This window comes from Streptomyces sp. NPDC029164 (assembly GCF_055563995.1).
In genome coordinates, this window is the sequence record NZ_JBVHWW010000018.1 from 63,911 (window position 1) to 85,927 (window position 22,017).

At 73.8% G+C, this 22,017-nt stretch carries 13 protein-coding genes; 8 read left to right on the top strand and 5 right to left on the bottom strand.

Annotation, left to right across the window (positions count from 1 at the left end; genetic code table 11):
• The first annotated feature begins 1 nt into the window (after window position 1).
• Together ACZ4VT_RS18915 and ACZ4VT_RS18920 are read left to right on the top strand one after the other, a co-directional pair.
• Window positions 2-2,491 carry an SUKH-4 family immunity protein gene (locus tag ACZ4VT_RS18915; RefSeq protein WP_467951011.1) on the top strand — a complete coding sequence of 830 codons (2,490 nt, stop codon included), beginning with the start codon at window positions 2-4 and terminating at the stop codon, window positions 2,489-2,491.
• 134 nt (window positions 2,492-2,625) lie between these two features.
• The gene (locus ACZ4VT_RS18920; RefSeq protein WP_467951013.1) at window positions 2,626-3,501 is read left to right on the top strand and encodes a cellulose-binding protein; all 876 of its coding nucleotides are present in this window, start codon (window positions 2,626-2,628) and stop codon (window positions 3,499-3,501) included.
• A 75-nt stretch (window positions 3,502-3,576) separates the two neighbouring features.
• Here the strand turns inward: ACZ4VT_RS18920 and ACZ4VT_RS18925 are convergent, their stop codons facing one another.
• A complete protein-coding gene (locus tag ACZ4VT_RS18925) occupies window positions 3,577-4,488 on the bottom strand; it encodes an alpha/beta fold hydrolase (RefSeq protein WP_467951015.1) in 912 nt (303 codons plus the stop codon).
• Between the two features lie 81 nt (window positions 4,489-4,569).
• Between ACZ4VT_RS18925 and ACZ4VT_RS18930 the strand changes: the two genes are divergently transcribed.
• Window positions 4,570-5,133, top strand: a complete 564-nt coding sequence (locus ACZ4VT_RS18930) for a CGNR zinc finger domain-containing protein (RefSeq protein WP_467951016.1) — start codon at window positions 4,570-4,572, stop codon at window positions 5,131-5,133.
• A gap of 392 nt (window positions 5,134-5,525) precedes the next feature.
• Here the strand turns inward: ACZ4VT_RS18930 and ACZ4VT_RS18935 are convergent, their stop codons facing one another.
• Together ACZ4VT_RS18935 and ACZ4VT_RS18940 are read right to left on the bottom strand one after the other, a co-directional pair.
• Complete coding sequence (locus tag ACZ4VT_RS18935) at window positions 5,526-6,398, bottom strand: hypothetical protein (protein WP_467951018.1); 873 nt, start codon at window positions 6,396-6,398, stop codon at window positions 5,526-5,528.
• A gap of 90 nt (window positions 6,399-6,488) precedes the next feature.
• Window positions 6,489-8,144: an MFS transporter gene (locus ACZ4VT_RS18940; protein ID WP_467951020.1), complete on the bottom strand. Its 1,656-nt coding sequence runs from the start codon at window positions 8,142-8,144 to the stop codon at window positions 6,489-6,491.
• Between the two features lie 371 nt (window positions 8,145-8,515).
• Here ACZ4VT_RS18940 and ACZ4VT_RS18945 point away from each other — a divergent pair, with 371 nt between their 5' ends.
• Together ACZ4VT_RS18945 and ACZ4VT_RS18950 are read left to right on the top strand one after the other, a co-directional pair.
• The gene (locus ACZ4VT_RS18945; RefSeq protein ID WP_376620465.1) at window positions 8,516-9,292 is read left to right on the top strand and encodes an ABC transporter ATP-binding protein; all 777 of its coding nucleotides are present in this window, start codon (window positions 8,516-8,518) and stop codon (window positions 9,290-9,292) included.
• Window positions 9,289-11,874: an ABC transporter permease gene (locus ACZ4VT_RS18950; RefSeq protein WP_467951021.1), complete on the top strand. Its 2,586-nt coding sequence runs from the start codon at window positions 9,289-9,291 to the stop codon at window positions 11,872-11,874. Before ACZ4VT_RS18945 ends, ACZ4VT_RS18950 begins: the two co-directional genes overlap by 4 nt.
• Window positions 11,875-11,971: 97 nt before the next feature.
• Here ACZ4VT_RS18950 and ACZ4VT_RS18955 read toward each other — a convergent pair whose 3' ends face one another.
• Window positions 11,972-13,234 (bottom strand): DUF2079 domain-containing protein, encoded by a 1,263-nt coding sequence (locus ACZ4VT_RS18955; RefSeq protein WP_467951130.1) that lies wholly within the window; start codon window positions 13,232-13,234, stop codon window positions 11,972-11,974.
• A 425-nt stretch (window positions 13,235-13,659) separates the two neighbouring features.
• On the opposite strand from ACZ4VT_RS18955, the gene mfd reads away from it, so the two are divergent.
• From mfd to ACZ4VT_RS18970, 3 genes are all read left to right on the top strand, one after another.
• Entirely contained in the window at window positions 13,660-17,199 is a 3,540-nt protein-coding gene (gene mfd / locus ACZ4VT_RS18960) for a transcription-repair coupling factor (protein WP_467951023.1), read from the top strand.
• A 214-nt stretch (window positions 17,200-17,413) separates the two neighbouring features.
• Entirely contained in the window at window positions 17,414-18,040 is a 627-nt protein-coding gene (locus tag ACZ4VT_RS18965) for a hypothetical protein (RefSeq protein WP_467951024.1), read from the top strand.
• Window positions 18,037-19,557, top strand: a complete 1,521-nt coding sequence (locus tag ACZ4VT_RS18970) for a protein kinase domain-containing protein (protein ID WP_467951025.1) — start codon at window positions 18,037-18,039, stop codon at window positions 19,555-19,557. Before ACZ4VT_RS18965 ends, ACZ4VT_RS18970 begins: the two co-directional genes overlap by 4 nt.
• Here ACZ4VT_RS18970 and ACZ4VT_RS18975 read toward each other — a convergent pair.
• A complete protein-coding gene (locus tag ACZ4VT_RS18975) occupies window positions 19,545-21,899 on the bottom strand; it encodes a YfhO family protein (protein WP_467951027.1) in 2,355 nt (784 codons plus the stop codon). The two genes, ACZ4VT_RS18970 and ACZ4VT_RS18975, sit on opposite strands and share 13 nt — an antisense overlap.
• Window positions 21,900-22,017 lie beyond the last annotated feature (118 nt).

Below are 22,017 nucleotides of genomic sequence, written 5' to 3' on the forward strand. Positions count from 1 at the left end.
GATGGTGACCTTTGCGCAGGCGCAGGAGCGCGCCGAAGAGTGGATCAACGGGGACGTTCCCGCGTACCAGCACCGCGAGGTGCGCGTACGGGAGTTCGGGCTCGGGTTCGTGGTGTGGGCGGAGGACCGTGCGGCGGGTCCGGTGTCCGGGGGTGGCCGGCAGCGGCTGGTCATCGCGCGGGACAGCGGCGAGGTGACGCTGTGGCCGGGGCTGCCGGTGGGTGAGGTGATCCGCCGGTACGAGGAGGAGTACGGGGCGGTCGCCGCTTCGGCCGCTTCGGAGGCTTCGGTTCCGCCGCCGCGGATCGACTCGGAGCAGACCTCGTTCATGCTGAGTCCGCCGGAGTGGCTGCAGGAGGCCGCGGACCGGGCGGGGATTCCGCCGGCGCCGACGCCCGCGCCCGCTTCGGCTTCCGTTGGTGATGAGCCCGCTGCCGCGGCCCCGCCTTCGGCGCCGGTGGAAGCGGTGCCGCTGCGGCGCGGGGGCGAGATCCCGTACGAGCCGACGGCCAACGACGGCGTCCCGGCGGCCGGCCCGGCCCCGGCCGCGGTGCCGACCGGTGCCACGCCGTGGGCGGGCACCGATGTGAACTCCGGCACGGACGACGCGTCCGTGCCGCTGCCCGCGACCGTGTTCGCGCCGCCGCTGTCCGGGTCGGACCTGGAGGACCGGCCGTCCTCCGGTGTGGCCCCGGAGGCCAAGACCACGCTGATGCCGGGTGGCAGCCGGCTGCCGAGGACGGCCGTGGTGCCCGCGCTGGGTTCGCCGGCGGCCGACATCGCCGACGCTCCGACGAGCAAGGCGCAGGTCTCCCGGCCGGGTGGGCCCGGGGGCCAGCAGCCGACGCCTCCCGGTGCGCCTGGTGCCCCCGGTGCGCCGGGTGCGGGTCAGCCGTCGACGCCGCCGGGTCCGCCCGGCGCGCCCGGTGCCCATCACGCCGCGACGATGCTCGCGGGTCCCGGCGTACCGCAGCCGCCCGGCCCGCCCGGTGCCCCCGGTGCGCCCGGGGCCGGTCAGCCGCCCGGTCCGCCCGGCGCCCCCGGTGTGCCCGGGGGCGGGCTCGACCACGCCGCGACGATGCTCGCCGGTCCCGCCGTGACCGGTCAGCCGCCCGCGCCTCCCGGTCCTCCCGGTCCGCCCGGTGCCCCGGGCGCCGGCGCGCCGCAGCCTCCCGGCCCGCCCGGTCCGCCGGGGGCTCCCGGGTCGCTCGGCCGGGGGCTGGACCATGCCGCGACGATGCTGGCCGGTCCGGCCGTGACGGGTCAGCCCCCGGCGCCTCCCGGTCCGCCCGGTGCGCCCGGTGCCCATCACGCCGCGACGATGCTCGCGGGTCCCGGCGTACCCCAGCCGCCCGGTCCGCCGGGCGCTCCCGGCGCTCCCGGCGCGCCCGGTGGCGGGCTCGACCACGCCGCGACGATGCTGGCCGGTCCCGGCGTACCGCAGCCGCCCGGCCCGCCCGGCCCGCCGCCGGGCGGACCCGTGGCGCAGCCGCCGGTCCAGGTCCCGACCGGTGCGCCCACGGTCGGCCCCGGCTACCAGGCCGTGCTGCGCTACCGCGCGCCCGACGGCTCCGAGCAGCAGCTCATCCGCCGCTCGGCGCCCGGCACCCCGCATCCGGAGTGGCAGATCCTGCACGAGCTGCGCGCCATGAACGTGCCGCCGCAGCAGGTGCTGGAGCTGCACACCGAGCTGGAGTCCTGTGAGCTGCCCGGCGGTTACTGCGCGCGGATGATCCGGGAGACCTGGCCGCAGGTGCGGATCACCAGCGTGGCCCCGTACGGGAAGGACCACGCGGGCCGGCAGGCCGGTATGCGGCACCTGCTCACCCATCAGGGGGAGCTGCACCAGGTGGCGGACGGTCCGGCGCGCCCCGCGCCGGTACGGGCGCCCCTGCCGCAGGTCCCGCTGCAGCAGGCGATCCCGCTGGAGGCGATCGCGCAGGAACTGGCGGGGGCGTTCGGTCCGCAGGGCGTGTTCCGCTTCGACCAGCGGGCGGTGTCCCGTCAGGGTGTGCCGGAGATCGTGGCACAGACGCTGATGTGGTCGGGTCTGCCGGTCGACTTCGGGCCGTTCTTCTGGGCGCAGGCGGTGCCGGGTCAGCCGGTGCCGACGCTCGCCGAGATGGCCGCGCAGCGGCAGGTGCAGCCGGCTTCGGACGCGGGCTCGTACCTGGTCGTCGGCAGCGACTTCGGCAAGGCGCTCTGCGTGCAGTACGGGACCGCGCACATCGTGGCGGTGCCGGTGGAGGGCGGTCCGGGCGGTGCTCCGGTGCCGCCGCAGTTCGTGAACTCGAGCCTGCCGCAGTTCGTGCGTTCGCTGGCGATGCTGGGTCACATGTGGCGGCTGCGCCAGCATCTGACGCCGGAGCAGGCCGGCCGGTGGACCGTCGATTTCCAGGCGAATCTGGCCGGGCTCGACAGTGCGGCGCTGGCGTCGCCGGAGAGCTGGTGGTCGGTGCTGCTGGAGCAGATGTGGGACGGACTGCTCTGAGGTCGCCCTGATCGGGTGACCGGTGGAATGGCCGGGTCGGGACCCTCGGAGGGGGTCTCGGCCCGGCCATTCGGGCTTCTGGCATCAAATGGCGCATCCTTGACGGGAATCCCCGCGAGAGAGGCGCATCCAGGATGAGTGCACCCATTGCGACCGTGCGCGGTCGCGGCTACCGCATGGAAGAGGTCGACCGGTATCTCGCCCGGCTCTCCGGGAGCCGCGACGACGCCTGGGAGCGGGTGGCACGGCTGACGGTCCTGGCCAAGCAGATGGAGGCGGAGGCGGAGCGGCTGCGGGAGACCGTGGCCGGGCTCGCCCCGCAGACGTACGACGAACTGGGCGAGCGGGCCCGGCGGATCCTGCTGCTGGCGGAGGAGGAGGCGGACGCCGTACGGATGGACGCGCGGGCGGACGCGTTCGCGACGCTGGGCGCGGCCGAGGCGCGGGCCGACCGGGCGGCGGAGCTGGCGCGGGGCGACGCGGAGGCGGTGCGCGAGCAGACGGAGGTCCGGGTCCGGCAGGGCCTGCTGCGGGCGCAGCGCGAGGCGGACGACGTACGGGCGCAGGCCCGGGAGGACGCGGCGGCATGGCGGGCGGAGGCGGCGGCCGCGCTGGCGGAGACGCGGCGGCGGGCGGACGCGGAGCTGGCGGAGCGCGAGCGGGAGCAGACGGAGCGGTGGGAGGCGGCGGAACGGGGCCTCGCGGCGCGGGAGGCGGAGCTGGAGGCGCGCCACGCCGAGCTGGAGCAGTACGCGCAGGCCCGCCTGGCGGAGGCCCGGCGGGGGTTCGCGGAGGCGGAGGAGTCGGCGCGGCACGGCCAGGAGGACGCGGAGGCGCGGGCGGCGGAGCTGGTGGCGGCGGCGCGGGTGCGGGAGGAGCGGGTGGGGCGGGAGACGGACCGCATCCTGCGGGAGCACGGGGAGTCCGAGGACGAGATGCGGGCCCACATGAACCACGTCCGCTCCAGCCTCGCCGCCCTGACGGGCCGCGCCGCCCCCGCGGAGGGCTGAGCCCGCGCCGCCGCTGCCGCAGGCCAAGCCCCCGGAGTCCCGCTCCTCAAACGCCGGAGAGGCTGAAGTGGTGCCTCAAACGCCGGCGGGGCCGGAGGTGGCGGGGCCGGAAGTGGTCAGGTCGGTGAGGAAGTCCTCGATCAGCGGGGCGATCTGCGGGAGGTGGGTTTCGAGGGCGAAGTGGCCCGCGCCTTCGAAGACGTGGACGGCGGCGTCCGGGGCGTCCTGGAGGTAGGCCTTGGCGCCCGCCGGGGTGAAGAAGGGGTCGCCCGCGCCCCAGACGACCAGCACCGGCACCCCCGCGCTCCGCAGCCACGCCTGCCAGGCGGGGTAGTGCGCGAAGTTCGAGCGGTAGTCGAAGGCCAGGTCGGCCTGGGCGTCGGCGCGCCCCGGCAGGCCGAGGTGGTGCACGTCGAGGGTCACGCTGTCGGGGGAGATCAGGCCGGTGTCGGCGACGCCGGTCTCGTACTGGAAGCGGGTGCCCTCCAGGGTGAAGAGGCCGCGGATCCGCCCCTCGTTGCCGGGGACCTCGCGCCGGAGCCCGGCGAACTCGCGGGCCGCGTCGGAGAGGCCCTCCTCGTACGCGTTGCCGTTCTGGACGATCAGGCCGGTCACCCGCTCCGGGCGGCGCACGGCGAGCCGCAGTCCGACGGGGGCGCCGAAGTCGAAGACGTACAGGGCGTAGCGGTCGAGTCCGAGGGCTTCGGTGAAGCCCTCCATGACGTCGGCGAGCCGGTCGAAGGTGTACGTGAATCCGGCCGGGGCCTCGGTCCGGCCGAAGCCGGGGTAGTCGGGGGCGATCAGACGGTAGGGGGTGTCGCCGAGGGCGTCCATCAGGCGGGCGAACTGGTGCGAGGCGGTGGGGAAGCCGTGCAGGAGCAGCAGGACGGGCCCGTCGGCGGGGCCGCTCTCGCGGTAGGCGACGCGGACGCCGTCCACGTCGACGGTGCGGTGCTGGATGGTGGGGATGGTGCGACGAGCGGTCATCACATGCCTCCTGTGGCTTCGTGTCCGTTAGTCTTGCCGGTGATCGCTAATGGGTCAAGTGCTTGCAGTAGCATTAGTCGGGTGACAGTGACCTTCCCGCTCACCGGTGAGCCCCTCGCGCTGGACCTCCTCAACACCCGTACCGCCGAAGGCGACCTCGTCGCCGACGCGGCGGGCCTCGTGGCCTGGCTGGACGTGCACGCCGGGCGGCTGACCCCGGTCGGCGCCGTCGGTGCGGCCGAGGTGGCCGCCGTACAGGCCGTACGGGAGGCCGCGCGCCCGGCGCTCGACGCGGCCCGGCGCGGCGAGCGGCCCCCGGCCGGGGCGCTGGCCGCGCTGAACGGGGCGCTGGCCGCGGCGCCGTCCCACCGGGTGCTGGCCTGGACGCGGGAGGGCGGCACGACCGCGCCCGCGCACCGCCCGGCCGGTCCGGCCGCGCGGCTCGCCGCCGAACTGGCCGAGGCGGTCGCGGAACTCCTGACGGATCCCCGGGTGGGGCAGGTCCGTGAGTGCGAGGCGCACGACTGCGTGCTGCTCTTCCTGCCGGCTCACCCCCGCCGCCGCTGGTGCGTCGCCTCGGTGTGCGGCAACCGGGCGCGGGTGGCCCGCTACTACGCCCGCCACAGAGGGCAGCCGGACGAGTGACGGGCCGGGCCCTGGCCGGGAGCCGAGCAGGTCAGGCTTGGGCGCCGGGTGGCTGCGCCGCTCGGGCCGGGCTTCGGGTTGGCCGGTTGCACCGCTCGGACCGGGTCGCTCGGACCGGGGTGCGGTGGGGGCCGGTTGTGCCGGGGTCGGGCGCGCGCCGGGGCGTCTCCTCGGGCGCCGAACGTGGCGGGGGGTCGGATTGATCGGCCTTGTTGTGTTCGGCGCCCTGCGGGGATCACCCCGACACACACCCGACCCCGGCCCAACCGGCCCGGCTGCTACCCCAGCCTGGCCGCACCATCCGGCTTCGCCGCACCAATTCGGCCCCGCCGGCGTTTGAGGCGCGGGGTCTGGGGCGGAGCCCCGGCACACACTGATGCGGCAGAGGCGGTCTAGTCGGCCGCCCGCTGAGGGGCCGGTGCTGTGGCCGGTTTGGGCGGAGGCTCGTACACGTACGGGTCGCTGCGGAGGCCGCGGGCTGTGACCGTCACCGCGAAGGGGGCGGTCGTGCCCTGCGGGAGGGGGGCGCTCAGGGTGCCCGTCGCGGGGTCGAGGAAGGCGGGGACGGCGGCGCCGTCCACGGTCACCCGGGCCGGGGTGCCGGCGGGGCCGGGGCCGAAGCCGCCGCCTTCGACGGTGAGCAGGCCGTCGGCCACGGAGACGTCGGTGATCACCGGGTTGCCGCGGACGGCCATCTTGTTCACCAGGTAGGCCCCCGCCGGGGCGCCCGTGAGGGCCCACATCTCGGCGGGTAGCCGGGGGAGCCCGGCGCCCACGTCCGCGAGGAAGAACAGCACCACGTACAGCATCGTGACCGCGCTGAGCGCGACGTACTGGAGGTCGACGAGGTCCGTGCGCCCGCTGTCGTTGGCGATCAGCTCCCGCAGCGGCCGCCGCCCCGACGGCGTCGGCTTCGCGGCGGGCTTGGCCAGCGTGCCGTTCTCCACCCGCAGGCCGACGACCGTCTTCGCCGCGATCAGCGCCACGTACGGCCCGCCGAGCAGTGGCAGGTACACCGTGGTCAGCTGGGACAAGGGGCCGTCGGCGGCCCGGAAGTAGGCGACGCCGCCGCCCGCGGTGAGCCCGTACGCGAGGATCGCGAGCAGCAGCCAGACGAGGATCACCGTCCAGGCCAGGGCGAGCGCCGTGGAGGTGGAGAGCCGGCCGTCGCGGCCGGTGACGAACGCCGGGTTCCTGCGCAGCCGCAGGCCGATCGGACCGGCCAGCGCGGCCAGTAACAGCAGTACGCACAGTGCGGATGCCATGTCGTTCCCCCCGGATGACGGTGCTGCGTACGAGGGTCTCCCACTGGTCCGGCCATGACAAGTCAGGCCGGCCGTGCGGCCGTTGGCCCGCTACTCCTCGCGCAGCTCCGGCAGGACCGGGAACCTGCGGGGTGCCACCAGCAGCAGGACCAGCAGCGCGGCCACGGCGGCCGCGCTCGCACCGAGGAAGATGTGCTCCACGGCGGCGGCGACGGCCTCGCGCAGGTAGTCGGCGGCGGCCCCCGGGAGCAGGCCCGGCCGCTCCAGCGCCTTCGCCACGTCGTCGAGGTGGTCCGGGAGCCCCGGTACGGGCGCGTCGGCCAGGCGGGCGGCGATGGTGGCGTTGGCGACGGCCGCGAGCAGGGCGGCGCCCACGCTCTGGCCGACCTGCCGGCAGAAGAGCACCGAGGCCGTGGTGGTCCCGCGCTCGGCCCAGCCCACCGTGGACTGGACCCCGACGATCAGCGGGAGCTGGAAGAGGCCGAGGGCGCCGCCCAGCAGCAGCATGATCAGCGCGGGCTGCCAGGGCCGGGCGGGGTGCGGCAGCAGGGTGAAGGAGTACAGGATCACCGCGGCGAGGCCGATCCCGACGGCCGCGGTGTTCCGGAAGCCGATGCGCCGGTAGACGTGCTGGCTGAGGGCGGCGCTGAGGGGCCAGCTCAGGGTCATCACCGACATCACCAGCCCGGCGCTGACGGGCCCGAGGCCGAGCACGGACTGGGCGTACGTCGGCATGAACACCATCGGCGCGACCATCAGCAGCCCGAGCGCGGCCAGGGCCAGGTTGACCGCGGCGATGGTGCGCCGCCGCCAGACCCAGCCCGGCAGGATCGGTTCCTCGGCCCGGCGTTCCACCACGACCACCACCACGGCCAGCACCGCGCTCGCGCCGAGCAGCCCCAGCGAGGGCGCGGACAGCCACGGCCAGGCGACCCCGCCCTGGACGAGCGCGAAGAGCAGCAGCCCGCCGCAGGCGAAGACGGCCAGGGCGCCCGCCCAGTCGACGGGACCCCGGCGCCCGGGGGACCGTACGGGCTCCACCAGGTGACGGGTGACCATCCACAGGGCGAGGGCGGCCAGTGGCAGGTTGAGCAGGAAGATCCAGCGCCAGTGCGCGTACGAGGCGAGGAGCCCGCCGAGCGCCGGACCGGCCACGGCCGAGGTGGCCCAGACGCTGGACATCCGGGCCTGGATCCTCGGGCGTTCCTTCAGCGGGTACAGGTCGGCGGCCAGGGTCTGGACCGTGCCCTGGAGGGCGCCGCCGCCCAGGCCCTGGACGATCCGGAAGGCGATGAGGGCGGCCATGTTCCAGGCGAGGGCGCACAGCAGCGAACCGACGAGGAAGAGGCCGATGCCGAAGAGGAGGACGGGCTTGCGGCCGAAGGTGTCGGACAGCTTCCCGTAGACGGGCAGGGTGACGGTGACGGCCAGCAGATAGCCGGAGAAGAGCCAGGAGAAGACGGAGAAGCCGCCGAGGTCGCCGACGATCTGCGGGACGGCGGTGGCGACGATGGTGCTGTCGAGGGCGACGAGGGCCATGCCGAGCATCAGCGAGGCGACCACGGGGGCCGGCGGCCGGCCGCCGGCCTTCCGGGCGCCGCCGCCGGCGTCCCCACCGCCGGACGCTCCGTCGGGGGCCTGCGGGCCCGTGGCCGAAACGGCCGCCCCCGCCGTCCCCGGAGCGTGGTCCGCACGCCCCTCGGGTATGCCGTCCTGGCCTCCGCCCGTGCTCTCCGCTGCGGCCACCGAGATTCCTTCCCCCTGCACGTAACTGCGGGGAACACCTTCTCACCGCCCCCGCGTTCCGCGGTATCCCCCAGGCCTGCTCCCTCGAAGGGTGGACATCCCCTAGGGGTCCCTCCGCACAACGGGCCAGGGGCGGTTCCTCCCGGCGGAGGAGGTGAGGGCCCCCGGGGTCTCCTTAACTGGAACATACGGACCGGGAGGTGGGGGGTGGGGATAACCCCCGGGTGGATACGGCGATGGGCACCAGCGTGCCGAGGCCCCGCCCGCCGCAGACTTCATGACGACGCACGCGGACGCACGCAGCCCGCAGACGCAGGCAGACGCACGCAGACGCACACACGCGAAAAGGGAGAAAGACCGTGACAACGGCTATGACCGAAACCAGGCACGGGGGTACTGGAGGGCATGAAGCCGTCGCGGCCCGGGCGCGGAAGCTCGTCAAGGCGTACGGCTCGGGGGAGACGCGCGTCGTCGCCCTCGACGACGTGGACGTGGACATCATGCGCGGCCAGTTCACGGCGATCATGGGCCCCTCCGGCTCCGGCAAGTCCACGCTGATGCACTGCCTCGCCGGTCTCGACACGGTGACCAGCGGGCAGATCCACCTGGACGACACCGAGATCACCGGGCTGAAGGACAAGAAGCTCACGCAGCTGCGCCGCGACCGGATCGGCTTCATCTTCCAGGCCTTCAACCTGCTGCCCACGCTCAACGCCCTGGAGAACATCACGCTCCCCATGGACATCGCGGGCCGCAAGCCCGACGCGGAGTGGCTGAACCGGGTCGTGGAGACCGTCGGCCTCGCGGGCCGGCTCAAGCACCGCCCGACCGAGCTCTCCGGCGGCCAGCAGCAGCGCGTGGCGGTCGCCCGCGCCCTCGCCGCCCGCCCGCAGATCATCTTCGGTGACGAGCCGACCGGAAACCTGGACTCCCGCGCCGGCGCGGAGGTGCTCGGCTTCCTGCGCCGTTCGGTGGACGAGCTCGGCCAGACCATCGTCATGGTCACCCACGACCCGGTCGCCGCCTCCTACGCGGACCGCGTCATCTTCCTGGCCGACGGCCGGATCGTCGACGAGATGTACGGGCCCACCGCGGACCAGGTCCTGGACCGGATGAAGGACTTCGACGCGCGCGGGCGGACGTCATGAGCAACACCGTCCTGAAGACCTCGCGGCGCAACTTCGTCGCGCACAAGGGGCGGATGGCGCTCTCCGCCGTCGCGGTCCTGCTCTCCGTCGCCTTCGTCTGCGGCACCCTGGTGTTCACCGACACCATGAACACCACCTTCGACAAGCTGTTCGCCGTCACCAACTCCGACGTGACCGTCAGTCCGAAGGAGGCCAAGGGCGGGGAGGAGACCCCCGACCGCGGCAAGCCCGAGATGCTCGCGGGCTCGGCCGTCGAGCAGATCAAGAAGGCCGAGGGCGTCAAGAGCGCCGAGGGCGGCGTCGTCTCGATGTCCGTCACCGTGGTCAACTCCAAGAACGAGAACATGGGCTCGACCACCGGTGCCCCGACCATCGCGGGCAACTGGAGCGACAACGAGCTCAAGTCGATGAAGATCACCTCGGGGCAGGCGCCGCGCGGCCCCACCGAGGTGATGGTCGACGCCGACACCGCGAAGAAGCACGGACTGGCGCTCGGTGACGAGCTGCGCACCATCGCCATCACCGGCGACATCCGCGCCAGGATCAGCGGTATCGCCACCTTCACCGTGACCAACCCGGGTGCGGCCGTCGTCTACTTCGACACGGCCACCTCGCAGCAGGCCCTGCTCGGCTCCGCCGGCTCCTTCACGCACGTCAACGTCACCGCCAAGGACGGGGTGAGCGACGAGCAGCTCAAGCAGAGCATCGCCGCCGCCGTCGGCGCGGACACGTACAAGCTGCAGACCGCCAAGGAAGCCGCGGACGCCAACCGCAAGGACGTCGGCTCCTTCCTGAACGTCATGAAGTACGTGATGCTCGGCTTCGCCGGCATCGCCTTCCTCGTCGGCATCTTCCTGATCTTCAACACCTTCTCCATGCTGGTCGCCCAGCGCACCCGCGAGATCGGCCTGATGCGCGCCATCGGCGCCGACAGCGGACAGGTCCTCAAGTCCGTGGTCGTCGAGGCGTTCCTGCTCGGCGTCGTCGGCTCGGTCCTCGGCGTCGGCGCGGGCGTGGGCCTGGCCGTCGGCCTGATGAAGCTCATGGGCCAGATGGGCATGCACCTGTCCACCGACGACCTCACCGTCGCCTGGACCACCCCGGTCGTCGGCATCGTCCTCGGTGTCCTCGTCACCGTCGTCTCCGCCTTCGTCCCGGCCCGCCGCGCCGGCAAGGTCTCCCCGATGGCCGCGCTGCGCGAGTCCGGCACGCCCGGCGACAAGAAGGCCGGCCGCATCCGCGCCGCCCTCGGCCTGGTCCTCACCGGCATCGGCGCCGCGGGGCTCTTCCTCGCCGCGGCCGCCGAGAAGGCCGGCCCCGGATCGCTGTGGCTCGCCCTGGGCGTCGTCTTCAGCCTCATCGGCTTCATCGTGATCGGCCCGCTGCTCGCCGCGGGCGTCGTACGGGTGCTCTCCGGCGTCGTGCTGCGGCCCTTCGGGTCGGTCGGCCGGCTCGCCGAGCGCAACGCCCTGCGCAACCCGCGCCGCACCGGCGCCACCGCCGCCGCGCTGATGATCGGCCTCGCGCTGGTCGCCTGCCTGTCGGTGGTCGGCTCCTCGATGGTGGCCTCCGCCACCGACGAGCTCGACAAGTCCGTCGGTGCGGACTACATCATCAACTCCGAGACCGGGCAGCCCATGCTGCCGCAGGCCGAGCAGGCGCTGCGCGCCACCGCGGGCCTGGACCACGTCACCGCCTACCGCGAGGTGCCGGCCAAGGTCACCGCCCCCGACGGCGCCGCCGAAGAGGTGGGCCTCGGCGCGACCGACCCGACGTACGCCCAGGACATCCGGCGCAAGATGGTCGCCGGCGAGCACGCGGCGGCGTACGGCAAGGACTCCATGTCGGTGGGTTCGGAGTACGCGACCAAGCACGGCATCAAGCTCGGTGACGAGCTGACCGTCGCCTTCACCGGCGGCAACACGGTCAAGCTGAAGGTCGCGGCCATCACCAGCGACGGCGGCAACATCGACAAGACCATGAAGTACATCAGCACCGAGATCGCCCGGGCGAACGTCCCGGCGGACCGGCTGCCGCTGCCCTTCATGCTGCTGGCCAGCGCGAAGGACGGACAGTCCGACGCCGCCGCGTACAAGGCGGTCAAGGCGGCGATGGCGGAGTACCCGCAGTACGCGGTGCGCAACCAGGCCGACTACAAGCAGTCCCTGAAGGACCAGGTCGGCCAGCTGCTCAACATGGTCTACGGGCTCCTCGGCCTCGCCATCATCGTCGCGGTCCTCGGCGTCGTGAACACCCTGGCCCTGTCGGTGGTCGAGCGGACCCGCGAGATCGGCCTGATGCGCGCCATCGGCCTCTCCCGCCGCCAGCTGCGCCGCATGATCCGCCTGGAGTCGGTGGTCATCGCCCTCTTCGGCGCCCTGCTCGGCCTCGGGCTGGGCATGGGCTGGGGAGCCAGCGCCCAGCAGCTGCTGGCGCTCCAGGGCCTGAAGGTCCTGGAGATCCCGTGGCCGACGATCATCGGGGTGTTCGCCGCCTCGGCCTTCGTGGGCCTGTTCGCCGCACTGGTCCCGGCCTTCCGGGCCGGGCGGATGAACGTCCTGAACGCGATCGCGAGCGAATAACCGCCGCGCGGTCGTACGGGGGAGGGCGCCGGCCCGGGACCTTTGGTTCCGGGCCGGCGCCTTGTCGTTCGGCCGGTCGGCCGCGGTCGGCCGCTCGTCAGCCGCGCCGCATCAGGACGATCCCGGCGGCCTCGCCCACCAGGGTGTACCGCTCACCGGGGTGCAGCTGGCCGGCGTAGACGACGGGATCCTCGCCGGCCCACTTGGACGAGTTGTCGATGGTGATCCAGTCGGGGACCACGCCCTTGCTGCCGCCGATCCACAGGACGCGGCAGCGGGAGGTCAGCCGGGTCAGCGGGGTGGTGTCGGCCTCCACGGTGGCCCCGTCGGGGATCCGGTCGAGGAGCCGCTCGATGGCCGTGACGCGGTCGGGCTTCCCGTACGTACGCGCTTCCGTGAGCTTGGCGGTCGGCATGGCCGTCGCGGCCAGGGCGAGGCCGGCGGCGAGGACGGCGGTGGGCAGCTGGAGGGAGTAGGCGCGCAGCCGGGGCCGCTCGCTGCGCCGGAACGTGTCGATGGCGTCGACGAGGGCGAGGGAGACGACGGGCATGAGCACGGCGCTGTAATGCCAGTCGGTGGACCAGTAGTGGTCGTCCCCCGACAGGAACCGCCAGCCGAGGGTGGGCGCGGCGACCAGCAGCAGCGGTGAGCGCAGGGCGAGCAGTCCGGTGGTGGGGATCAGCACCCATCCCAGGGTGGCCAGCTTGGTGCCGGTGCCGGCGAACGGGCCGCCGCCGTCGATCTTGTGCCAGTAGCCGTAGCCCTCGGTGGCGAAGGCCGGTATGAAGACGGTGAAGACCAGGACGGCGAAGACGGCGCCGAAGGCGGCGACGCCGAGCGCGGTCCACGCGGTCCGGCGGTCGGTCGTCCAGGCCCGCCAGGCCACGACCACGGCCAGGGCGGCGAGCGTGAAGCCGAGGTCCTCCTTCACGAGGACCAGCGGCAGTGCCCACAGCAGCGCGGCCCGCCAGTGCCGGGCGAGCACCGCCTCCAGCGAGAAGGCCAGCAGCGGCATGGCGAAGGCGATCTCGTGGAAGTCGAACTCCACGGCCCGCTGGACGCCCCAGGACAGCCCGTACGCGATGCCGATCGCGAGGCCGCGGGCCCGGCCCAGGAGCCGTCCGGCCGCCCTGGTGACGGGGACGGCGGAGAGCGCGAACAGCGCCGCCTGCACGACGAGCAGGGTGAGCGGGCCGGGGAAGAGCCGGTAGACGGGGGCGGCGAGCGCGATGATCGGGCTGAAGTGGTCGCCGAGGATGTTGGCGCCCGGCCCCTTCAGGTCCGCGACGGGCTCCTGCAGGTGCGCGTACGCGCGGATCGCCTGCTCGAAGATGCCCAGGTCCCAGGAGGCCCAGTCCATCCGCCGGAACCGCCCGACGGACAGGACGAGGTAGACGAGGAACAGGCCGCCGGCGACCGCGTACGGTCCGGCCCACCGGCTCCCGACGGGTTTCGACCGCGCCGGTTTCGCCCGCACCGGGTCCGGCGGCACCGGATCCGCCGCGGCTTCCGGCCGGACTATGGCATCGCTCGTCACGGCCTTCGTGCCCCCTCGGCGAGCTCTGACGTCAGTACCTCGACATCGTAGAGGGGCTCGGACGCACCCCCGGTTGCGTCCGTGAACCCTTCGGTCCGGGCCCGCGCGGGCGCCCGATCCGTCACCCGGACGGGCGACCTGAATCTCCCGCGCGTGGCGGCGGGGTGCGTCGTAGGGTGGGAACCCCCGGCCCGTGCGACGTGTCGGGTCCTTCGCGTTGCCCCTTCACCGGACGGAAAGCCTTCTTCATGAGCCTGCACGGACTGCTCGACGCCGTCACCCGGGACCCCGCCCTCGCCGAGGCGGTCACCGCGGCCGGGGACGGCAACCGCATGCACGTGGACCTGGTCGGCCCCGCCGCGGCGCGGCCCTTCGCGATCGCCGCGCTGGCCCGGCGGACCGAGCGGACGGTGCTCGCGGTCACCGCCACCGGGCGCGAGGCCGAGGACCTGGCCGCCGCCCTGCGCTCCATGATGCCGCCGGGCTCCCAGGACGCAGTGGTGGACTACCCGTCCTGGGAGACGCTCCCGCACGAGCGGCTCAGCCCGCGCAGCGACACCATGGGCCGCCGGCTCGCCGTACTGCGCCGCCTGGTGCACCCCAGCAAGGACGATCCGGCGGCCGGGCCGGTCAGCGTGATCGTCGCCCCCATCCGGTCCGTGCTCCAGCCGCAGGTCAAGGGGCTCGGGGACCTGGTCCCGGTCAGCCTGCGCCAGGGCGCGAGCGCCGACCTGGGGGAGATCACGGCGGCGCTGGCCGCCGCCGCGTACGCACGCGTCGAGCTCGTCGAGAAGCGCGGGGAGTTCGCCGTGCGCGGCGGCATCCTCGATGTGTTCCCGCCCACCGAGGAGCACCCGCTGCGCGTCGAGTTCTGGGGCGACGAGGTCGAGGAGATCCGCTACTTCAAGGTCGCCGACCAGCGCTCCCTGGAGGTCGCAGAGCACGGGCTGTGGGCCCCGCCCTGCCGCGAGCTGCTGCTGACCGACGCCGTACGGGAGCGGGCCGCGGCCCTCGCCGAGGCCCATCCCGAGCTCGGCGAACTGCTGAACAAGATCGCCGAGGGGATCGCCGTCGAGGGCATGGAGTCCCTGGCCCCGGTCCTCGTCGACGACATGGAGCTGCTGATCGACGTCCTGCCGGCCGGGGCGATGGCCGTGGTCTGCGACCCCGAGCGGGTCCGCACCCGGGCCTCCGACCTCGTCGCGACGAGCCAGGAGTTCCTGATGGCCTCCTGGGCGGCCACCGCGGGCGGCGGGGAGGCCCCCCTCGACGTCGGCGCGGCCTCGCTGCGCGGGATCGCGGACGTCCGCGACCGGGCCCGTGAGCTGAACATGATGTGGTGGTCGGTCTCCCCCTTCGCCGCCGACGAGACGGTGGGCGGGGACACGCTGAAGCTCGGCATGCACGCGCCGGAGGCCTACCGCGGAGACACCGCCCGGGCCCTGGCCGACACCAAGGGCTGGATCGCCGACGGCTGGCACACCGTCTACCTGACCGAGGGCCACGGCCCGGCCGCCCGTACCGTCGAGGTGCTCGGCGGCGAGGGCATCCCGGCCCGGCTGGAGGCCGAGCTCCGGACCCTGGAACCGTCGATCGTCCACGTCGCCTGCGGCTCGATCGACAACGGGTTCGTCGACCCGGCCCTGAAGATCGCCGTCCTCACCGAGACGGACCTGACCGGCCAGCGGACCGCCACCAAGGACCTGGGCCGGATGCCGACCCGGCGCCGCAAGACGATCGACCCGCTGACCCTGGAGGCCGGCGACTACATCGTGCACGAGCAGCACGGCGTGGGCCGCTACGTCGAGATGGTCCAGCGGACCGTGCAGGGCGCCACCCGCGAGTACCTGCTGGTGGAGTACGCGCCGGCCAAGCGCGGCCAGCCCGGGGACCGCCTCTACATCCCCACCGATCAGCTGGAGCAGGTCACCAAGTACGTCGGCGGCGAGGCCCCGACCCTGCACCGGCTCGGCGGCGCCGACTGGACCAAGACCAAGGCGCGCGCGAAGAAGGCGGTCAAGGAGATCGCCGCCGACCTCATCAAGCTCTACAGCGCCCGCATGGCGGCCCCCGGCCACACCTTCGGCCCGGACACGCCCTGGCAGCGCGAGCTGGAGGACGCCTTCCCGTACGCGGAGACGCCCGACCAGCTCACCACCATCGCCGAGGTCAAGGAGGACATGGAGAAGTCGGTCCCGATGGACCGGCTGATCTGTGGCGACGTCGGCTACGGCAAGACCGAGATCGCGGTCCGGGCGGCCTTCAAGGCGGTCCAGGACGGCAAGCAGGTCGCCGTCCTCGTGCCGACCACGCTGCTCGTGCAGCAGCACTTCGGCACCTTCTCCGAGCGGTACGCGCAGTTCCCCGTCAAGGTGAAGGCGCTGTCCCGCTTCCAGAGCGAAACGGAGTCCAAGGCCACCCTGGAGGGGCTGAAGGAGGGCTCGGTCGACATCGTGATCGGCACCCACCGGCTCTTCTCGCAGGAGACGAGGTTCAAGGACCTGGGCCTGGTCATCGTCGACGAGGAGCAGCGCTTCGGCGTGGAGCACAAGGAGCAGCTGAAGAAGCTCCGCGCCAACGTCGACGTGCTCACCATGTCCGCGACGCCGATCCCGCGCACCCTGGAGATGGCGGTGACCGGCATCCGCGAGATGTCGACGATCACCACCCCGCCGGAGGAGCGGCACCCGGTGCTCACCTTCGTCGGCCCGTACGAGGAGAAGCAGATCGGCGCGGCCATCCGCCGTGAACTGCTGCGCGAGGGCCAGTGCTTCTACATCCACAACCGGGTCGAGTCCATCGACCGGGCGGCCGCCAAGCTGCGCGAGATCGTGCCCGAGGCGCGGATCGCGACGGCGCACGGCCAGATGTCGGAGCAGGCCCTGGAGCAGGTCGTCGTGGACTTCTGGGAGAAGAAGTTCGACGTGCTCGTCTCGACGACGATCGTCGAGTCCGGCATCGACATCTCCAACGCCAACACCCTGATCGTGGAGCGCGGCGACAACTTCGGCCTGTCCCAGCTGCACCAGCTGCGCGGCCGCGTCGGCCGTGGCCGCGAGCGCGGGTACGCGTACTTCCTCTACCCGCCGGAGAAGCCGCTCACGGAGACCGCGCACGAGCGCCTGGCCACCATCGCCCAGCACACCGAGATGGGCGCCGGCATGTACGTGGCCATGAAGGACCTGGAGATCCGCGGCGCGGGCAACCTGCTCGGCGGCGAGCAGTCCGGCCACATCGCGGGCGTCGGCTTCGACCTCTACATCCGGATGGTCGGCGAGGCCGTGGCCGACTACCGGGCGGCCGTCGAGGGAGGGGTGGAGGAGGAGCCGCCGCTGGAGGTCAAGATCGAGCTTCCGGTCGACGCGCACGTCCCGCACGACTACGCCCCCGGCGAGCGGCTGCGCCTGCAGGCATACCGGTCCATCGCCTCCGCCGGTTCCGAGGCGGACATCAAGGCCGTACGGGAGGAACTCACCGACCGCTACGGCAAGCTGCCCGAGCCGGTGGAGAACCTGCTGCTGGTGGCCGGTCTGCGGATGCTCGCCCGGGCCTGCGGGGTCGGCGACATCACCCTCCAGGGCAACAACATCCGCTTCGGGCCGGTGGAACTGCGCGAGTCGCAGGAGCTGCGCCTCAAGCGGCTCTACCCGGGGACCGTGCTCAAGCCCGCCACCTCACAGGTGCTGGTCCCGCGCCCGAAGGCGGGCAAGATCGGCGGCAAGCCGGTGGTCGGGCGGGAACTGCTGGCCTGGACGGGAGAGTTCCTCACCACCATCCTCGGCTCCTGACCGCCGTGGGGGCCGGGATTCCGCGATGCGGACTCCCGGCCCGTCGCGACACCGCACACGTCGGGACGATTCGCCTGCCGGGGGGCGTTCCGGGCGTGGGTGAAGGGCCGTGCAGCGACCGTGCAACGGTTGCGTGCATCCCCTCACTCATGGCCGGGAACGCTGTATACCCTCAGACCCGAAACTTCTTCCGCACGGCCCGTCAGGAGCAGCGATGCACGGCCCCGGCCTTCCGCCGCAGCACGCCCCCCAGTCCACCGACGGGGGCGTGGTGGCACTGCGCGTGGTGTTCATGCTGCTGCCCATCCTGAGCTGCGGCTTCCTGGCCTGGGGGTCGATGCTGCGGCTCGCCCTGGTGACCCGCAAGTCCCGCGACTGGGTGCTGCTGGTGGTCACCGGCGCGCTCGCCGTGCTGTGGATGACGCTGATCCAGCTCGACCCGACGCCCGACGTCAACGGCTGGCAGGGCAACCTCGGGGCCGGTGGCTCGATCTTCACCGGCTTCGCCGTCTGCGTGTACTTCCTCGTCGCGGACATCAAGCACCACGAGGCCCGGCGGACCGCGCTGCCCGCCTACGGGTACCCGGCCGCGCCCTACGCCCACCCGCAGCAGGCCTCGCCCGCCTACGGGTACCCGCACGCCCAGACGCCCGTGCCCCGGCAGCCCGCCGCCGCGCCGGTCCCGCCGCAGGCGCCGCCGCAGCCGACCCCGCCCCCGCGCATCGGGCAGGTCCGCGCCGAACTCGACGAGCTCAGCGAACTGCTGCGCAAGCAGACCCCGCCGCCCGGCGGCCCCTACCAGGACCCGAACCAGACCGCGATCCAGGACCCGAATCAGTGACGGACCGGCTCATCGGGGACCGCTACCAGCTGGCCTCCATCCTGGGGCAGGGCGGCATGGGCCAGGTCTGGACCGCGTACGACAAGCGCCTGGACCGCCGCGTCGCCGTCAAGCTGCTGCGCCCCGACAAGGTCGCCGGCCCCGGCACCGTCGCCGAGGAACTGCGCCGCCGCTTCGTGCGCGAGTGCCGGGTGACCGCGCAGGTCGACCACCCCGGCCTGGTCACCGTGCACGACGCCGGCAGCGACGGCGACGAACTCTTCCTCGTCATGGGCTACGTCGAGGGCACCGACCTCGCCGACCACCTCGCCGAGCACGGCCCCTACCCCTGGCAGTGGGCGGTCGCCGTCGTCGCGCAGCTGTGCTCGGTGCTCTCCGCCGTGCACGCGGTGCCGATCGTCCACCGCGACCTCAAGCCGCGCAACGTGATGGTCCGCCCGGACGGCACCGTGCTCGTCCTGGACCTCGGCGTGGCCTCGGTGATGGACACCGACACCACCCGCCTCACCAGCACCGGCACCCCCATCGGCAGCCCCGCGTACATGGCGCCCGAGCAGGCCATGAGCGGCGCGGTCGGCCCGTACACCGACCTCTATGCCCTGGGCGTGCTGCTCTACGAACTCCTCAGCGGCAACGTCCCCTTCGCGGGTTCCACCGCCCTCGGCGTGCTCCACCGCCACCTGTACGAGCCGCCGGCCCTGGTCCGGCCCAAGCGCCCGGAGATCCCGCAGGAGCTGGAGACGCTCCTGATGCGCCTGCTCGCCAAGGACCCGCAGGACCGGCCCGCCTCCGCCCAGGCCGTCTACGAGGCCCTCGCCCCGCTGCTGCCCGCCAGCGGCAGCCGGGCCCCCGCCGGCCCGCTCGATCCGACCCGCCCCTTCCTGCGCCCGCACGCCCCCTGGCCGGACCGGGCCACCGTGATCCCGCCGCAGCCGACCTCACCGCCCACCCCGGTCCCGACGCCCGCCCGGCCCGACATCCCCGGCGCCGTCGACGAGGCCCGCAAGCTCCTGGACCAGGGGCGGCTCACCCAGGCCGGGGACATCCTCGGCGGCATCCTCCCGGCGGCGGCCGCCGAACACGGGGAGCACTCCCCGGTGGTCCGCTCCCTGCGCAAGCAGTACGCCGCCACGCTGATGGACGACGGCCAGTACCGCCGCGCCCTGCCGGAACTGCGCCGCCTCGCCGACGAGTTCCCGGCCGGCGACCCGCAGTCCCTGCGCTTCCGCTACGACGCGGCCCAGTGCCTGGAGCAGCTCGGCGAACCGGCCGCCGCCCTGGCGGAGTACCGCTCGCTGCTCCCGCTCTTCGAGAACCACTACGCCAACCCGGACCCGGGCCTGCCGCTGGAGGTCCGCCGCCGGATCGCGCACCTGCTGCTCTCCCTCGGCGACCGGCAGGCGGCCCACGAGGCCCTGGCCCGGCTGTTGTTCGACGCGGAACGCCTGCACGGCCCGGCGCACCCCTTCCCGTCCGAGATCCGCCGCACCCTGCAGTGGCTCGGTCAGATGCGCTGACGCCGCCGGAGCACCAGGGCGGTCAGGACCACCAGGGCGAGCCCCGCCGCCGCCGCGCCGGGCACCAGCCCCGGGGGGCGGAACGAGCAGCTGAGCGTGCTGGTACGGCCGTCCAGGGGGAGGGCCACCAGCCCCAGATGGGCCGCGGCCGGGCGGCCGTTGCACGTCCAGCCGGCGATCGCGGGGACGGAGAGGACCGCCGTGCCCGTGGTCCCCGCGGGCAGTTCGGCCCGGATCCGCGAGGAGCCGACGTGCAGGGAGGTCGCCGCCGTGGCGCGCAAGGCGGCCACCGCGATGTCGAGGCGGGCCCGGTCCAGGCAGGACAGCGTCCACCGCGCGGGCGGAGCCGCGTCGAAGACCAGGGCCGAGGAGGCCCCGCGGGAGACGCCCATCGGCTGCAGGGCCGCCCGGTTGCGGGGGGCGTTGCCGTTCAGGCGGAAGGCGGGCCCGTCCGCGAGGCGGGCCGTGGCGTTGTACTCCGGCGCCCACAGGTAGGCCTCCGTGCCCGCGCGGCAGACACCGGGCGCGAGCGGGTCCTCGTACACCCGGGCCCCCAGGAGCAGTTCCTGGTTGGCGAAGGGGGAGTCGCCGTAGGTGGGGGGAGCGCCGGGCGGGCGGGTCGTCACCAGCGGCGGGACCTCGGCGCGGCGGACCGTGCCGTCGGGCTGCAGGCGCGCGCCGACCGCGAACAGGGCGTCCGTCACCGGGTTGTCGATGCTCTGGACGTTGCGTCCGCGCGAGGTCCAGCCGGCCCCGAGGGCGACCATCGTCCGCGTGAACACCTCCGGAGTGTGGCTGCTGTAGTACGAGCCGCCCTCCCCGCCCAGCAGCATCGGGTCGTTGCCCGACAGGGCGGGCCGGCTCGGGTCGGTGCGGTACGCCGGCCAGCCCCCGGCGCCGGCCAGCGCCTCGGCGCGCGCGGTGTGGGCCGACCCCCAGGACGGGTAGTCGTCGAGCCCGCCCAGCTTCCCCTTGTGCCCGTACGCGGTCGTCGCGGCGGCCTGCGCCAGCAGGACCGCCGCCAGCAGCCCGGCCGCCGGGAGCGCCAGCCGGCGGTGGCGCAGCGCCCACCAGGCCGCGCCCGCCAGTGCCAGCCCGCCCGCGAACAGCGCGTACCCCCAGTCCGTCCCCAGCGTGCTCCCGCGCGACCAGAGCACCGCGGCCGCGAGCAGGCCCGCCCCCGCCGCCAGGGCCGGCGGCCTCGGCAGGCCCGCCGCCAGCCCGGTCCAGGCGGCGATGACGGCGATCCCGGCGAGCACGAAGGTCTGCCGGTACGGGCTTCCGTTCGGGGTGGCGAACAGGTGCCAGGCCAGGTGGGTCGGGGCCCACTGGAGCGAGAGCACGACGGCCACCGTCAGCCCCGCCCACCACAGCCGGGCGCGCACCGGCACCGCCCGGTGGAAGGGCAGCGCGGCCACCAGGAGCAGGGTCCCGGTGCCCACGAAGACGGCGGGGGAGGAGAAGGAGTACGTCGCGGGCAGCAGCCGCGCGAAGAGGTCCGCCCAGGACACCGGCCGGAACTCCTTGACCCACCCCGGGTAGGCCTGCCCCGAGCTGAGGAAGAGGGGGACGAGCACGGGAGCCGCGAGCAGGATCCCGAGCAGGGTCGTCCCGGCCGCCCGCGCGATCACCGCCGTCCGCGTCCGCAGACCCTCCCGGGTCAGCACCACCCGTACCACCAGCACCAGCGCCGCACCCAGCGTCGCCATGTAGGCGGTGTAGAAGTTCGCCGTCCAGCAGACGGCGACGACCAGCGGCGCGAGCACGAGCCGGCGCCCGCGCAGGGCCCATTCGCCGGTCAGGCACAGCAGCGGGAAGGCGATCAGCCCGTCCAGCCACATCGGGTTGTAGGAGGCCTCGATCACCGACCAGCCGCACAGCGCGTACGAGGCCCCGAGCAGCCCCGCCGCCCACCACGGGCCGCGGCGCTGGGTGCGCAGCAGCCACGCCATCGCCGCCGCCGCGACCGTCATCTTGAGCACGGTCACGACGTACACCGCGAGGTCTATGTCCGCGCGCGGGAACAGCCCGACGAGGACGGAGAGCGGGCTCGTCAGATAGGTGCCCAGGTCGGGCAGGAAGCTGGTCCCGTACCCGGACTGCCAGTTGAACAGCAGCCCGCCCTCGGCACGGCCGTGCAGGAGGTCCCACAGGTGCGCGTGGAAGGGCACGAACTGATTGCCGAGGTCGTTGATGCTGCGGTGGCGCGGTCCGTACGGGAAGACGCGGGCGGCGGCGTCCCCCGCACACACGGCCACCGCCGTGAGCAGGGCGGCGAGCGCCGAGCCGGACAGGCCCAGGCGGCGCGGCGAGCGGGGCTGTGAGCGGTGCGGTGTCGACATGGTGGGCCGACCCTGGCACCACCGGGGGACCGAAGGATGGCCGCCAGATGAACGCGCACCCCGACACCTCGGGAATCGTTGGTCGAACCGGTGGCTCGGACCACCCTGACTGCATACC

Coding starts and splice junctions, on each gene's coding strand:
- mfd (WP_467951023.1), top strand. CDS start 13,660: ATGAGCCTGCACGGACTGCTCGACGCCGTCACCCGGGACCCCGCCCTC.
- ACZ4VT_RS18965 (WP_467951024.1), top strand. CDS start 17,414: ATGCACGGCCCCGGCCTTCCGCCGCAGCACGCCCCCCAGTCCACCGAC.
- ACZ4VT_RS18935 (WP_467951018.1), bottom strand. CDS start 6,398: ATGGCATCCGCACTGTGCGTACTGCTGTTACTGGCCGCGCTGGCCGGT.
- ACZ4VT_RS18950 (WP_467951021.1), top strand. CDS start 9,289: ATGAGCAACACCGTCCTGAAGACCTCGCGGCGCAACTTCGTCGCGCAC.
- ACZ4VT_RS18915 (WP_467951011.1), top strand. CDS start 2: ATGGTGACCTTTGCGCAGGCGCAGGAGCGCGCCGAAGAGTGGATCAAC.
- ACZ4VT_RS18975 (WP_467951027.1), bottom strand. CDS start 21,899: ATGTCGACACCGCACCGCTCACAGCCCCGCTCGCCGCGCCGCCTGGGC.
- ACZ4VT_RS18925 (WP_467951015.1), bottom strand. CDS start 4,488: ATGACCGCTCGTCGCACCATCCCCACCATCCAGCACCGCACCGTCGAC.
- ACZ4VT_RS18955 (WP_467951130.1), bottom strand. CDS start 13,234: ATGGACTGGGCCTCCTGGGACCTGGGCATCTTCGAGCAGGCGATCCGC.
- ACZ4VT_RS18945 (WP_376620465.1), top strand. CDS start 8,516: ATGACCGAAACCAGGCACGGGGGTACTGGAGGGCATGAAGCCGTCGCG.
- ACZ4VT_RS18920 (WP_467951013.1), top strand. CDS start 2,626: ATGAGTGCACCCATTGCGACCGTGCGCGGTCGCGGCTACCGCATGGAA.